We start from the raw sequence: 13,590 nt of genomic DNA, 5'->3' as shown, positions 1-13,590 counted from the left end.
CGCGAGGAGCACCCAAGGTTTTTCGTTAGAGAAATTCGCAAAGGTTGATCATGGAAATCTCCAAGGCCGAACTCGCTTCGGCGGCCGCCGCCTCCAGCGGCAACGCTTCCGCCTCCCCCCCCGCAACCGGCTCCCAGGAGCTGATGGGCGCCGAAATCCTCGTCAAGGCCCTGCAGGCCGAGAACGTGCAGTACATCTGGGGCTACCCCGGCGGCGCGGTGCTCTACATTTACGACGCCCTGTACAAGCAGGACACCATGCAGCACGTGCTGGTGCGCCATGAGCAGGCGGCCGTGCATGCTGCCGATGGCTACGCCCGTGCCACGGGCGAGGTGGGCGTCGCGCTGGTCACCTCCGGCCCCGGCCTGACCAATGCGGTGACGGGCATCGCCACCGCCTACATGGACTCCATCCCCATGGTCATCATCTCCGGCCAGGTGCCCACGCCCGCGATCGGGCTGGACGCCTTCCAGGAGTGCGATACCGTGGGCATCACGCGCCCCATCGTCAAGCACAATTTCCTGGTCAAGGACGTGCGCGACCTGGCGGTGACGCTCAAGAAGGCATTCCACGTCGCGCGCACCGGCCGCCCCGGCCCGGTGGTGGTCGATATTCCCAAGGACGTCTCGTTCAAGAAGACGGCTTACCAGGGCTATCCCCAGAGCGTGGAGATGCGCTCGTACAACCCGGTCAAGAAGGGCCATGGCGGGCAGATCCGCAAGGCGCTGCAGTTGCTGCTGGCCGCCAAGCGCCCCTACATCTACACGGGCGGCGGCGTGCTGCTGGGCAATGCCTGCAACGAACTGCGCACGCTCGTGGACATGCTGGGCTATCCGGTCACGCACACGCTGATGGGCCTGGGCGCCTATCCGGCCAGCGACCGCAAGTTCCTCGGCATGCTGGGCATGCACGGCACGATCGAAGCCAACAACGCCATGCAGAACTGCGACGTGCTGCTGGCCGTGGGCGCGCGCTTCGACGACCGCGTGATCGGCAACCCCAAGCACTTCGCGCAGAACGACCGCAAGATCATCCACATCGACATCGACCCGTCCTCCATCTCCAAGCGCGTGAAGGTGGACATTCCCATCGTGGGCGATGTCAAGGAAGTGCTGACCGAGCTGATTTCCATGATCCGCGAGGCGAGCACCCGTCCCGATGCCAAGGCGCTCGGCGCCTGGTGGGACCAGATCGAAACCTGGCGCAGCCGCGACTGCCTGAAGTACGACCGCGGCAACCAGGAGGTCATCAAGCCGCAGTACGTGGTCGAGACGCTGTGGAACATGACCAAGGACGCGGACACCTACGTCACCTCCGACGTGGGCCAGCACCAGATGTGGGCCGCGCAGTTCTACCGCTTCGACGAGCCGCGCCGCTGGATCAACTCCGGCGGCCTGGGCACCATGGGTGTGGGCATTCCCTACGCCATGGGCATCAAGCTGGCCAAGCCGCAGTCCGAGGTGTTCTGCATCACCGGCGAAGGCTCGGTGCAGATGAACATCCAGGAGCTGTCCACCTGCCTGCAGTACAACACGCCGATCAAGATCTGCTCGCTGAACAACCGCTACCTGGGCATGGTGCGCCAGTGGCAGGAGATCGAGTACTCCGGCCGCTACAGCCATAGCTACATGGATGCGCTGCCCAACTTCGTGAAGCTGGCCGAGGCCTATGGCCATGTGGGCATGCTCATCGAGCGCCCGCAGGACGTGGAGCCCGCGCTGCGCGAAGCCCGCAAGCTCAAGGACCGCACGGTGTTCATGGACTTCCGCACCGACCCCACCGAGAACGTGTTCCCGATGGTGCAGGCCGGCAAGGGCATCACCGAAATGCTGCTGGGGTCGGAAGACCTTTAAGCATCAAAACGGCCTCCAGCGCTTGCCAGCCAAGCGCTGGCAGCTATCTTTCTTGACGAATCTATTGCCTGCCAAGCCTGGCGCTTACCGGCGCCAGGGGAGGGCAGCGAAAAGAGGAATCGCATCACCATGAAACACATCATCGCCGTCCTGCTCGAAAACGAGCCTGGCGCTCTTTCCCGCGTGGTGGGCCTGTTCTCGGCCCGCGGCTACAACATCGAATCGCTCACCGTGGCTCCCACGGAGGATGCATCGCTCTCGCGCATGACCATCCAGACCACGGGCTCGGACGACGTGATCGAGCAGATCACCAAGCACCTGAACCGCCTCATCGAGGTCGTGAAGGTGGTCGACCTGACCGAGGGGGCCTACACCGAGCGCGAGCTCATGATGGTCAAGGTGCGCGCCGTCGGCAAGGAGCGCGAGGAGATGAAGCGCATGGCCGACATCTTCCGCGGCCGCATCATCGACGTGACCGAAAAGAGCTACACCATCGAACTCACGGGCGACCAGGCCAAGAACGACGCCTTCCTGCAGGCCATCGACCGCACCGCCATCCTCGAAACCGTGCGCACGGGCGCCAGCGGCATCGGCCGCGGCGAGCGCATCCTGCGCGTGTAGGACAATTCCCGCTTTTCCCTTCCCCCCTCAACAGAATTTCAACCGGAGCGACCATGAAAGTTTTCTACGACAAAGACTGTGACCTGAGCCTGATCAAGGGCAAGACCGTTGCCATCATCGGCTACGGCTCGCAGGGCCACGCACACGCACAGAACCTCAACGACAGCGGCGTGAAGGTCGTGGTCGGCCTGCGCAAGGGTGGCGCGAGCTGGGACAAGGTCGGCAAGGCCGGCCTGACGGTCAAGGAAGTGAACGACGCGGTCAAGGAAGCCGACGTGGTCATGATCCTGCTGCCCGACGAGCAGATCGCCGAGGTCTACAACAACAACGTGGCGCCGAACATCAAGCAGGGCGCGTCGCTCGCCTTCGCCCACGGCTTCAACGTGCACTACAACCAGGTCGTGCCGCGTGCCGACCTCGACGTGTGGATGGTCGCTCCCAAGGCCCCCGGCCACACCGTGCGCTCCACCTACACGCAGGGCGGTGGCGTGCCCCACCTCGTGGCCGTGCACCAGGACAAGAGCGGCAAGGCGCGCGACCTGGCCCTGTCCTACGCCATGGCCAACGGCGGCGGCAAGGCCGGCATCATCGAGACCAACTTCAAGGAAGAGACCGAGACCGACCTGTTCGGCGAGCAGGCTGTGCTGTGCGGCGGTGCGGTCGAGCTGATCAAGATGGGCTACGAGACCTTGGTCGAAGCCGGCTACGCTCCCGAGATGGCCTACTTCGAATGCCTGCACGAGCTCAAGCTCATCGTGGACCTGATCTACGAAGGCGGCATCGCCAACATGAACTACTCGATCTCGAACAACGCCGAGTACGGCGAGTACGTGACCGGTCCCGAGGTCATCAACGAGCAGTCGCGCGCCGCCATGCGCAACGCCCTCAAGCGCATCCAGAACGGCGACTACGCCAAGATGTTCATCCTGGAAGGCCGCACCGGCTACCCCAGCATGACGGCCCGCCGCCGCAACACGGCCGACCACAGCATCGAAGTGGTGGGCGGCAAGCTGCGCGCCATGATGCCCTGGATCGCCAAGAACAAGCTGGTGGACCAGACGCGCAACTGATGCGGCTGCGGCCCCATGCGCCGCACGCACTCCTGGGAAAAGGCCACTTCGGTGGCCTTTTTCGCGTGCGGCGCTGCGGCTACACTGCCTCCTTTTCCGCAGCGGTAGTGCGGATTGGATCAGTATTAAAAATATAGCTGCTCGCGCATGTGCGATGGGCACTGGAGGTCGATTGAATGCATGACGGCAATGACTCTGCCGAAGGCCAGGGCATCATGGTGCGCAAGCGCCGCAAGGGCATCTACATCCTGCCCAACCTGTTCACATTGGCCGCGCTGTTCGGCGGCTTCTATGCGATCGTCATGGCCATGAACGGCCGCTTCGACCTGGCGGCGGTGGGCGTGTTTTGCGCCATGGTGCTCGACAGCCTTGATGGCCGCGTGGCGCGCATGACCAACACCCAAAGCGCGTTCGGCGAGCAGATGGATTCGCTGTCGGACATGGTGTCATTCGGCGCGGCGCCGGCGCTCATCGCCTATGAATGGGCGCTGCAGGGGCTGGGGCGCTGGGGCTGGATCGCGGCCTTCGTCTATTGCGCATGCGCGGCGCTGCGGCTGGCACGCTTCAACGTCAACACCGGCGTGGTGGACAAGCGCTATTTCCAGGGACTGCCCTCGCCCGCGGCGGCAGCTCTGGTGGCGGGGTTCATCTGGCTCATGACGGAGGCCGGCGTGCACCCGGGCGACGACGGCTGGCTGAGCTGGGAGCAGACCACCTGGGTGATGTGCGCCTTCACGCTCTACGCCGGCCTGACGATGGTGACCAACGTGCCGTTCTACAGCTTCAAGGACATCCAGATGAAGAAGAGCGTGCCCTTCGCCGCCATCGTGCTCATCGCGCTGGGCATCGCCGTGATCAACATCGATCCGCCCAGCGTGCTGTTCGGGATCTTCATGATGTACGGCCTGTCGGGCTACGTCGTCTATGCCTGGCGCAAGGCCAAGGGCAAGCCAGCCAGCGTGATCAGCACATCCACCGACGAGCCCGACGAGCGCGGATTGCACCAATGAGAATCTGTGCTACAGTGGCCGCCATGCATTCCCTGTCGCTAGCCCTACTACTGATGTCCCACGGGCAGGCAGAGTAGCGCACGCGTCAACTCCACTCCTATCGGCCCGTATGCACCAGCAACGGGCCGTTTTGTTTTTGCATGCAGTTGCTGGTGGTTCCTCCCCCTCGAATGGAAGACCTGCAACCATGTTGAAGAACCCCGCCAGCAAGTACCGCGCCTTCGCCCCCATCGGGCTCAAGGACCGCACATGGCCCGACGCGCAGATCACCCGTGCGCCCATCTGGCTGTCCACCGACCTGCGCGATGGCAACCAGGCGCTCATCGAGCCCATGGACCTGCAGCGCAAGCTGCGGATGTTCGAGATGCTGGTGCGCATCGGCTTCAAGGAAATCGAGGTGGGCTTCCCCGCCGCGTCCCAGATCGAATGGGACTTCGTGCGCAAGCTCATCGACGAGGACCGCATTCCCGACGACGTGACCATCCAGGTCATGACGCCGGCGCGCGAGGAACTGATCGGGCGCACCGTCGATGCCGTCCAGGGCGCACGACGGGCCATCGTGCACGTCTACAACGCCGTGGCGCCCGTGTGGCGCACGGTGGTGTTCGGCATGGAGGTGCCCGAGGTCATGGCCCTGGTGGAGCGCCACATCCACCAGGTGCGCGAACTCACCGACGCGCGGCCCGAGACGGAGTGGGTGCTGCAGTATTCGCCCGAGACCTTCAGCCTGGCCGAGCTCGACGTGTCGCTGCAGGCCTGCGAGACCGCGATCGCCGCCTGGGGTCCGGGGCGTCCCATCATCCTGAACTTGCCGACCACCGTGGAAGCGGCCACGCCCAACATCTTCGCCGACCAGATCGAGTGGATGGCGCGGCACTTCGCAGGCCGGCCCGAGGTGGTGCTGTCCGTGCACCCGCACAACGATCGCGGCACAGGCACGGCCGCCGCCGAGATGGCGCTGATGGCCGGTGCCCACCGCGTGGAAGGCTGCCTGTTCGGCAACGGCGAGCGCACCGGCAACCTCGACATCGTCAACGTCGCGCTCAACATGTACGTGCAGGGCGTCTCGCCGGAGCTGGATTTCTCGGACATCGATGCCATCCGCGCCGAGGTGGAGCACTGCAACCAGTTGCCTGTGCCGGCGCGCCATCCCTATGCGGGCGACCTCGTCTACACCTCGTTCTCGGGCTCGCACCAGGACGCCATCAAGAAGGGCTTCGCCGCGCGCCGCCCGGATGACGTGTGGGAGATTCCCTATCTGCCCATCGACCCCAAGGACCTGGGCCGTAGCTACGAGGCGGTGATCCGCGTCAACAGCCAGTCGGGCAAGGGCGGCATGGCCTACCTGCTGGAGACGGAGTACGGCATGCAGTTGCCGCGCCGGCTGCAGATCGAATTCAGCCAGGCGGTGCAGCGCGCCATGGACGTCGAGGGCAAGGAGCTGGCCGCCGCGGACCTGTGGCGCATCTTCTGCGGCGAATACGGCCTGGATGCCACGCCGCCGCTGCAGGACCGCGAGCTGGCGTCGCGCACCAATGCGCATGGCGTGCAGGAGACGGAACTGCGCGGCAGCATCGACTGGCAGGGCCGCGTGCGCCCGGTGCACGGGCTGGGCAACGGGCCCATCGACGCCTTCGTCAACGCGCTGGGTGCGGCCACGGGGCATAGCATCCGGGTGGTGGACTACCACGAGCATGCCATCGGCGGCACCGGGGCCGTAGGAGGCGACGCGCGCGCGGCGGCCTATGTGGAGCTGCGCGTGGACGACGGCCGGCAGGTGTTCGGCGTGGGCATGGACCACGACATCATCAGCGCCGCGATACGCGCCGTGACCTCGGGCGTGCTGCGGGCGGCCCGCATGCAGTCCGCAGGCGCCGCGCAGGAGGCCGTCGCCTGAACAGGCGGCCGGGTCGCTTAAATTAACGGGTTGCCCGGCACGCCACGCATTGCCGCCACCGCATTTCATGGAGAGACACACGATGACCGACCAACTCATTATTTTCGACACCACCCTGCGCGACGGCGAGCAATCGCCCGGCGCCTCGATGACGCGCGACGAAAAGCTGCGCATCGCGCGGCAGCTGGAGCGCCTGAAGGTGGACGTGATCGAGGCCGGCTTCGCCGCCAGCTCCAACGGCGACTTCGAATGCATACAGGCGATCGCCAACGCGATCAAGGACTCCACCGTGTGCTCGCTGGCACGTGCCAACGACCGCGACATCGCGCGTGCCGCCGAGGCGCTCAAGGGGGCCAACCGCGGGCGCATCCACACCTTCATCGCCACCAGCCCGCTGCACATGGAAAAGAAGCTGCGCATGACGCCCGAGCAGGTGCTGGAGCAGTCCATCCAGGCCGTGCGCTTCGCGCGCAACCTGGCGGGCGACATCGAGTACAGCGCGGAAGACGGCTATCGCAGCGAGATCGACTTCCTGGCCCGCGTGTGCGAGGCCGTCATCAAGGAGGGCGCCACCACCATCAACATTCCCGACACGGTGGGCTACGCCATTCCCGAGCTGTACGGCAACTTCATCAAGACGCTGCGCGAGAAGGTGCCCAACAGCGACAAGGCCGTGTGGAGCGTGCACTGCCACAACGACCTGGGCATGGCCGTGGCCAACTCGCTGGCGGGCGTGCAGATCGGCGGCGCGCGCCAGGTGGAGTGCACCATCAACGGCCTGGGCGAGCGCGCGGGCAACTGCTCGCTGGAAGAGGTGGTCATGGCCGTGAAGACGCGCAAGGATTACTTCGGCCTGCAGGTCAACATCGACACCCAGCACATCGTGGCCGCCAGCCGCATGGTCAGCCAGACCACGGGCTTCGTCGTGCAGCCCAACAAGGCCGTGGTGGGCGCCAACGCGTTTGCCCATGCCTCGGGCATCCACCAGGACGGCGTGCTCAAGGCGCGCGACACCTACGAGATCATGCGCGCGGAGGACGTGGGCTGGAGCGCCAACAAGATCGTGCTGGGCAAGCTCTCGGGGCGCAACGCCTTCAAGCAGCGCCTGCAGGAGCTGGGCGTGGAGTTGGAGAGCGAGGGCGAGATCAACGCCGCCTTCGCCAAGTTCAAGGAGCTGGCCGACCGCAAGAGCGAGATATTCGACGAGGACATCCTGGCCTTGGTGAGCGACGAGAGCGTGACCAGCGAGAAGGAGCAGTTCGGCTTCGTGTCGCTGGCGCAGCACAGCGAGACCGGCGAGCGTCCGCAGGCCACGGTGGTCTTCACCGTGGACGGCAAGGAGGTGCGCGGAGAGTCGGACGGCAACGGCCCGGTCGATGCGTCCCTCAAGGCGATCGAGTCGCACGTGCAGAGCGGTGCGGAGATGGTGCTGTATTCGGTCAATGCCATCAGCGGCTCCACCGAGAGCCAGGGCGAGGTCACGGTGCGCCTGCAGAGCGCCGGGCGGGTGGTCAACGGCGTGGGCGCCGACCCGGACATCGTCGTGGCATCGGCCAAGGCCTACCTGAGCGCCCTGAACAAATTACAAAGTAAAGCCGAGCGCGTGGCCGCGCAGGGCTGATTTGCCAGCCTATAATTGAGGCAATTTCTAAAAGAGTCGCGCAAGATATTGATCTTGCGCGACTTTTTTTGATTCTGTACACTGCCACACAGTTTTTGCCGCCTGGAGCATCTGATGCACGCCCGTCCTCGCGCCGCCGCCCGGTTTTTTCATGCCCTGGCCCTCATGGCCGTCAGCCTGGCGCTCGCGCTGCCGGGCGCGCAGGCGGCGGAGCGCAAGAAGGTGGCGGTGAAGAAAACTGCGGCCTCGGCCACCACCCACCGCTCGGCCGCCAAGGTGCCGCGCAAGTCCGCCGCGAAGGCCACCAAGGCGGTGCGCGTGTCCGCCCGCAGCGCCAAGGCGCCCGCGCGCATCGTGGCCGCCGTGCCGCCGCGGCTGTCGTTCGGCCAGCTCGCGGGCCTGCACGAGGTGAGCGATCCGCTGGACCTGAAGTCCAGCGTGGCGCTGGTCATCGACCAGGACACCAAGGAAGTGCTGCTCAGCAAGAACGACCATGCGGTGCTGCCCATCGCCTCGCTCACCAAGCTCATGACCGGGCTGCTGATCTCCGAGGCGCACCTGCCCATGGACGAGCCCATCACCATCACCCAGGACGACGTGGACACCGAGAAGGGCAGCGGCTCGCGCCTCGTGGTGGGCGCCACGCTGACGCGCGGCGAGATGCTGCACCTGGCCCTGATGTCCAGCGAGAACCGCGCCGCGCATGCGCTGGGCCGCACCTATCCGGGTGGACTGGCGGCCTTCGTGGAGCGCATGAACGCCAAGGCCCGGCTGCTCGGCATGGCCGACACGCGCTATGTTGAGCCCACGGGCCTGTCCAGCCGCAACCAGTCCAGCGCCCATGACCTGGCCACGCTGGTCAATGTGGCGCACAGTGACCCGCTGCTGCGCGAGCTGTCCACGTCGCCCAGCTACGAGGTGGCCGTGGGCCGCCGCACGCTGCAGTACAACAACACCAACCGCTTGGTGAGCAGCCCGGCGTGGGACATCGGCCTGCAGAAGACCGGCTACATCTCCGAGGCCGGCCGCTGCCTGGTGATGCAGGCGCAGGTGGCGGGCCGCAAGCTCATCATGGTGTTCCTGGATTCGGCGGGCAAGTTCAGCCGCCTGGGCGATGCGGAGCGGGTGCGCTCCTGGGTGGAGAAGATGCATCCCATGGACGGGATCATGCTGCACGCGGAGGCCGGCCCCAAGGGCTGACGGAAAGCCTTTTTCCCTGCAAGGCGCGCGGCCCGAGGCCGCGCGCTTTTTTATCGCCTACGCCAGCGGTCCCTGCAGCGCCGTGCGCATGCCGGCGGTGTAGCCCAGGGCGGCCGAGATCTCGCCCGCGGTGGCCTGCAGCTTGGGCAGCCAGCCGTCGTCCAGCCGGTCGGCCGGAGCGGAAATGGACAGGCCGGCCACGAGCTGGCCCTGGTCGTCGAACACGCCGGCGGCCATGCAGCGCACGCCCAGCTCCAGCTCCTCGTTGTCGCGCGCGATGCCGTACTGCCGCGCCTTGCCCAGTTCGCGTTCCAGGATGGGCAGCTGGGTGATGCTGTTGCGCGTGTGCCCCGGCAGGCCGGTGCGGGCGGCGTAGGCGCGCACGCGCTGCGGATCGTCGGCCGCCAGGAACAGCTTGCCGGTGGAGGTGAGGTGCAGCGGTGCGTGGCCGCCGATGGCGCGCACCACCTGCATGCCCGAGCGTTCGCTGTAGGCGCGCTCCACGTAGACGATCTCGTCGCCCTGGCGCACGCTGAGGTTCACGGGTTGCTGGATCAGCTTGTGCAGCTGGCGCATCGGGGCCATGGCTGCGTCGCGCACGGACAGGCGTCCCTTGACGAGGTTGCCCAGCTCCAGCAGGCGCATGCCGAGCCGGTAGCTGCCCGATTCCGGCCGGTCGACGAAGCGGCCGATGGTCAGGTCGTTGAGGATGCGGTGCGCGGTGGACGGGTGCAGGCCCGTCTTCTCGCTGATTTCCTTCAGCGAGATGGCCTCCTCGCGCGAGGCCAGGACATCGATCAACTGGAACATGCGCTCCAGCACCTGGACGCTGGGCTTGGGCGGCATGTCCGGATGGCTTTTCTTCATGGCGATGGAAGAGGCTCCCAAAAGCCGGCCATTTTACGTAATGAAAACGTCCGCTGTGGAATGCGCATGAAAAGAGCTGCCAGCGCTTGCCCAGCAAGCGCTGGCAGCTCTCATTTTTGAATCAGGCGCCGCGCGTCACGGGCACATGGGCATCGCGGCCGTAGCTGCCGTACTTGCCCAGCTCCCACTTGGCGATGGCGTTGCGGTGCACTTCGTCGGGGCCGTCGGCGAAGCGCAGCGTGCGGGCGTTGGCGTAGGCGTAGGCGAGCGGGAAATCGTCGCTCACGCCGCCGCCGCCGTGCACCTGCATGGCCCAGTCGATCACCTGGCAGGCCATGCTGGGGGCGACGACTTTGATCATGGCGATCTCGGTCCTGGCCACCTTGTTGCCCACGGTGTCCATCATCCAGGCGGCCTTGAGCGTGAGCAGGCGCGCCATGTCGATCTTGCAGCGCGCCTCGGCGATGCGCTCCTGCGTCACGGTCTGCGCGGCGATCGGCTTGCCGAAGGCCACGCGGCTGCTGGCGCGCCGGCACATCAGCTCCAGCGCGCGCTCGGCCTGGCCGATCAGGCGCATGCAGTGGTGGATGCGCCCGGGGCCCAGGCGCCCCTGCGCGATCTCGAAGCCGCGGCCTTCGCCCAGCAGGATGTTCTCCACGGGCACCTTCACGTTGTCGAAGACGACCTCGGCATGGCCGTGGGGCGCGTCGTCGTAGCCGAACACGTTGAGCGCGCGCACCACGGTGATGCCGGGCGTGCCGGCCGGCACCACGATAATGCTCTGCTGCGAGTGCTTGGGCGCCTCGGGATCGGTCTTGCCCATGGTGATGAAGACCTTGCAGCGCGGGTCGTTGGCGCCGCTGGTCCACCACTTGCGGCCGTTGATGACGTAGTGGTCGCCCTGGCGCTCGATGCGTGTGGCGATGTTGGTGGCGTCGCTCGACGCCACGTCGGGCTCGGTCATGGCGAAGGCCGAGCGGATCTGGCCGTCGAGCAGCGGGCGCAGCCATTGCGCCTTGATGGGCTCGGAGCCGTAGCGCGCGATGGTTTCCATGTTGCCCGTGTCGGGCGCCGAGCAGTTGAACACTTCGCTGGCCCACAGCACGCGGCCCATGATCTCGGCCAGCGGCGCGTATTCCTGGTTGGTGAGGCCCGCGCCGTGGTAGCCCGAGGCCTCGGCCGTGTCCACCGGCAGGAACAGGTTCCACAGGCCTGCGGCCTGGGCCTTGGGCTTGAGGTTCTCGATGGTCTTGAGCGGCTGCCAGCGGTTGCCGGCCGCCGTGTTGGCGCCCATCTCCTGAGCATAGGCCTTCTCGGCGGAGTAGATGTGCTCGTCCATGAACTGCGTCAGCCGGGCCTGCAGTTCCTTAGTTTTGGGAGAGTAGTCGAAGTCCATGGGGATTCCCTTCAGAGGTCGGAAAGAAGCTCAGCGTTGCGCGAAGGACCAGGCCAGCTCGGCCATGGGCCGCGCGGTGGCGCCCGCGGCCCTGGCCTGGGCGCTGGCGGCCGTGCCGGCCTCCACGCGCTTGGCGATGCCCTGCAGGATGGCCGCGATGCGGAACATGTTGTAGGCGAGGTAGAAGTTCCAGTCGGCGCGCAGCGCATCGACGTCGGCGATGCCCGCGCGCTCGCAGTAGCGGCGGATGTAGGCGTCCTCCGCCGGGATGCCCAGCGCGGCCAGGTCCAGCCCGCCGATGCCGCGGCTGAGCGCGGTCGGGATGTGCCAGCTCATGCAGTGGTAGGCGAAGTCGGCCAGCGGGTGGCCCAGCGTGGACAGCTCCCAGTCGAGCACGGCGATCACGCGCGGCTCGGTGGGGTGGAACATGAGGTTGTCCAGCCGGTAATCGCCGTGCACGATGGACACGCGGCTCTCGTCGCGCGCGCTGGCCGGCATGTGGGCGGGCAGCCACTGCATGAGCCGGTCCATCTCGGCAATGGGCTGGGTGATGGAGGCCACGTACTGCTTGCTCCAGCGGCTGATCTGGCGCTCGAAGTAGTTGCCGCTCTTGCCGTAGCCTGCCAGGCCCCGCGCGGCGAAATCGACGCCGTGCAGCGCGGCGATGACGCGGTTCATCTCGTCGTAGTGCGCGGCGCGCTCGGCGGGCTGCATGCCGGGCAGCGACTGGTCCCACAGCACGCGGCCCTGCATGAACTCCATGATGTAGAAGGCGCGGCCGATGACCGATTCGTCCTCGCACAGCGCCAGCATGCGCGGCACGGGCACATCCGTCCCCGCCAGGCCGCGCATCACGGCGTATTCGCGCTCGATGGCGTGGGCCGAGGGCAGCAGCTTGGCGGCCGGCCCAGGCTTGGAGCGCATCACGTAGCTGGCGCCGGGGGTAAGCAGCTTGTAGGTGGGATTCGACTGCCCGCCCTTGAACATCTCCACCGAGAGCGGCCCGGCGAAGCCCTCGACATGCTGCGCCAGCCAGGCGCCGAGCGCCCCGGTGTCGAAGGCATGCTGCGCGGAGACGGGGCGGGTGCCGATGAAGTGGTCGAAGTCGCTCATGGGGGCAAGGGTCCAGTCACAAAAAAAGAGCTGCCAGCGCTTGCCTGGCAAGGGATTTTGGCACCTTTGATGCTGAAACCCTTGCCAGGCAAGCGCTGGCAGCTATGGTTTTCGAAAGACTCAGGTCTCGGCGATGCGCAGCAGCGCGGCGCGGTCGCGCACCACCAGGCCGGCCGGCTCGATGCGGATCACGTCCTCGCGCTCCATGGCCTTGAGCTCCTGGTTCACGCGCTGGCGCGATGCGCCGAGCAGCTGCGCCAACTCCTCCTGCGCCAGCTGCAGGCTGATGCGGATCTCGTCGCCGTTGGACAGGCTGGTCACGCCATAGCTGCGCATCAGGTGCAGCAACTGCTTGGCCAGGCGCGCGCGCAGCGGCAGGGTGTTGAGGTCTTCCACCAGCCCGAACAGCTGGCGGATGCGCCTCGCATGCAGGCGCAGCATGGCCTCGTACAGCTCGGTGTGCTGCGCGAGAATCTTGCGGAAGTCCGCCCGCGCCACGCAGACGATGGTGGTGTCGCCATGCGCATAGGCATCGTGCGTGCGCCGGTCGCCGTCGAAGATCGCCACGTCGCCGAACCAGATGCCCGGCTCCACGTAGGTCAGCGTGATCTGCTTGCCCGACAGCGACGTGGAGCTGACCCGCACCGCGCCGCGCGCACAGGCGATCCACTCCTCGGGCGGGTCGCCGCGCGCCGCAATGAGCGCGCCGTCCTTGAAGCGCTTGACGTAGGAGCATCGCAGGATGTCGTGACGCAGTGAGGGAGAGAGGGAGGAAAACCAGCGACCGGTATTGATCGCCTCGCGTTCTTCGATGGTAAGAATCGGCTCGTCCATGGTCTGTCGTTTGCGTGACTGCGGTTGCGGCCCATTGTCGCGTGGGGGACCGGCGGCGCGGCAGGAGGCTGTCGCGCGCGGGGCAGGGCGCAGCGAGTGCGCCTGCGT

The 13,590-nt window shown here is 66.5% G+C and carries 11 protein-coding genes; 7 read left to right on the top strand and 4 right to left on the bottom strand.

The annotated features are described in order from the left end of the window. Positions 1–50 precede the first annotated feature (50 nt). From AVS7_RS06955 to AVS7_RS06925, 7 genes are all read left to right on the top strand, one after another. Positions 51–1,853: an acetolactate synthase 3 catalytic subunit gene (locus tag AVS7_RS06955; RefSeq protein ID WP_020227712.1), complete on the top strand. Its 1,803-nt coding sequence runs from the start codon at positions 51–53 to the stop codon at positions 1,851–1,853. 129 nt (positions 1,854–1,982) lie between these two features. Beyond that, on the top strand, positions 1,983–2,474 hold the full coding sequence (gene ilvN / locus AVS7_RS06950; protein ID WP_020227711.1) for an acetolactate synthase small subunit: 492 nt from the start codon (positions 1,983–1,985) through the stop codon (positions 2,472–2,474). Positions 2,475–2,527: 53 nt separating this feature from the next. Further along, positions 2,528–3,544 carry a ketol-acid reductoisomerase gene (gene ilvC / locus AVS7_RS06945; RefSeq protein WP_020227710.1) on the top strand — a complete coding sequence of 339 codons (1,017 nt, stop codon included), beginning with the start codon at positions 2,528–2,530 and terminating at the stop codon, positions 3,542–3,544. A gap of 176 nt (positions 3,545–3,720) precedes the next feature. Beyond that, on the top strand, positions 3,721–4,554 hold the full coding sequence (gene pssA, locus AVS7_RS06940) for a CDP-diacylglycerol--serine O-phosphatidyltransferase (protein WP_020227709.1): 834 nt from the start codon (positions 3,721–3,723) through the stop codon (positions 4,552–4,554). A 187-nt stretch (positions 4,555–4,741) separates the two neighbouring features. Next, positions 4,742–6,451, top strand: coding sequence for a 2-isopropylmalate synthase (gene leuA / locus AVS7_RS06935; RefSeq protein ID WP_020227708.1), 1,710 nt, complete (start codon positions 4,742–4,744; stop codon positions 6,449–6,451). 82 nt (positions 6,452–6,533) lie between these two features. Then, positions 6,534–8,072: a 2-isopropylmalate synthase gene (locus AVS7_RS06930; RefSeq protein WP_020227707.1), complete on the top strand. Its 1,539-nt coding sequence runs from the start codon at positions 6,534–6,536 to the stop codon at positions 8,070–8,072. A 114-nt stretch (positions 8,073–8,186) separates the two neighbouring features. Then, entirely contained in the window at positions 8,187–9,272 is a 1,086-nt protein-coding gene (locus AVS7_RS06925; RefSeq protein WP_024001067.1) for a serine hydrolase, read from the top strand. Between the two features lie 57 nt (positions 9,273–9,329). Here the strand turns inward: AVS7_RS06925 and AVS7_RS06920 are convergent, their stop codons facing one another. The 4 genes from AVS7_RS06920 to AVS7_RS06905 form a co-directional block, all read right to left on the bottom strand. Continuing rightward, the gene (locus AVS7_RS06920) at positions 9,330–10,139 is read right to left on the bottom strand and encodes an IclR family transcriptional regulator (RefSeq protein WP_034690177.1); all 810 of its coding nucleotides are present in this window, start codon (positions 10,137–10,139) and stop codon (positions 9,330–9,332) included. Positions 10,140–10,260: 121 nt separating this feature from the next. After that, positions 10,261–11,535, bottom strand: a complete 1,275-nt coding sequence (locus tag AVS7_RS06915; RefSeq protein WP_020227704.1) for an acyl-CoA dehydrogenase family protein — start codon at positions 11,533–11,535, stop codon at positions 10,261–10,263. Between the two features lie 30 nt (positions 11,536–11,565). Next, a complete protein-coding gene (locus tag AVS7_RS06910) occupies positions 11,566–12,648 on the bottom strand; it encodes a phosphotransferase (RefSeq protein ID WP_020227703.1) in 1,083 nt (360 codons plus the stop codon). 120 nt (positions 12,649–12,768) lie between these two features. Beyond that, positions 12,769–13,482: a Crp/Fnr family transcriptional regulator gene (locus tag AVS7_RS06905; protein ID WP_020227702.1), complete on the bottom strand. Its 714-nt coding sequence runs from the start codon at positions 13,480–13,482 to the stop codon at positions 12,769–12,771. Positions 13,483–13,590 lie beyond the last annotated feature (108 nt).

The sequence above is a fragment of the Acidovorax sp. MR-S7 genome (assembly GCF_000400995.2).
GTDB lineage: Bacteria > Pseudomonadota > Gammaproteobacteria > Burkholderiales > Burkholderiaceae_C > MR-S7.
The sequence above is the reverse complement of the archived record's forward strand: the minus strand, read 5'-3'. Positions and strand labels throughout refer to the sequence as shown.

What these genes read in the sequence shown, in the direction of transcription:
- ilvN (WP_020227711.1), top strand. Translation starts at nt 1,983, where the DNA reads ATGAAACACATCATCGCCGTCCTGCTCGAAAACGAGCCTGGCGCTCTT.
- AVS7_RS06925 (WP_024001067.1), top strand. Translation starts at nt 8,187, where the DNA reads ATGCACGCCCGTCCTCGCGCCGCCGCCCGGTTTTTTCATGCCCTGGCC.
- pssA (WP_020227709.1), top strand. Translation starts at nt 3,721, where the DNA reads ATGCATGACGGCAATGACTCTGCCGAAGGCCAGGGCATCATGGTGCGC.
- AVS7_RS06930 (WP_020227707.1), top strand. Translation starts at nt 6,534, where the DNA reads ATGACCGACCAACTCATTATTTTCGACACCACCCTGCGCGACGGCGAG.
- AVS7_RS06955 (WP_020227712.1), top strand. Translation starts at nt 51, where the DNA reads ATGGAAATCTCCAAGGCCGAACTCGCTTCGGCGGCCGCCGCCTCCAGC.
- ilvC (WP_020227710.1), top strand. Translation starts at nt 2,528, where the DNA reads ATGAAAGTTTTCTACGACAAAGACTGTGACCTGAGCCTGATCAAGGGC.
- AVS7_RS06910 (WP_020227703.1), bottom strand. Translation starts at nt 12,648, where the DNA reads ATGAGCGACTTCGACCACTTCATCGGCACCCGCCCCGTCTCCGCGCAG.
- leuA (WP_020227708.1), top strand. Translation starts at nt 4,742, where the DNA reads ATGTTGAAGAACCCCGCCAGCAAGTACCGCGCCTTCGCCCCCATCGGG.
- AVS7_RS06920 (WP_034690177.1), bottom strand. Translation starts at nt 10,139, where the DNA reads ATGAAGAAAAGCCATCCGGACATGCCGCCCAAGCCCAGCGTCCAGGTG.
- AVS7_RS06905 (WP_020227702.1), bottom strand. Translation starts at nt 13,482, where the DNA reads ATGGACGAGCCGATTCTTACCATCGAAGAACGCGAGGCGATCAATACC.
- AVS7_RS06915 (WP_020227704.1), bottom strand. Translation starts at nt 11,535, where the DNA reads ATGGACTTCGACTACTCTCCCAAAACTAAGGAACTGCAGGCCCGGCTG.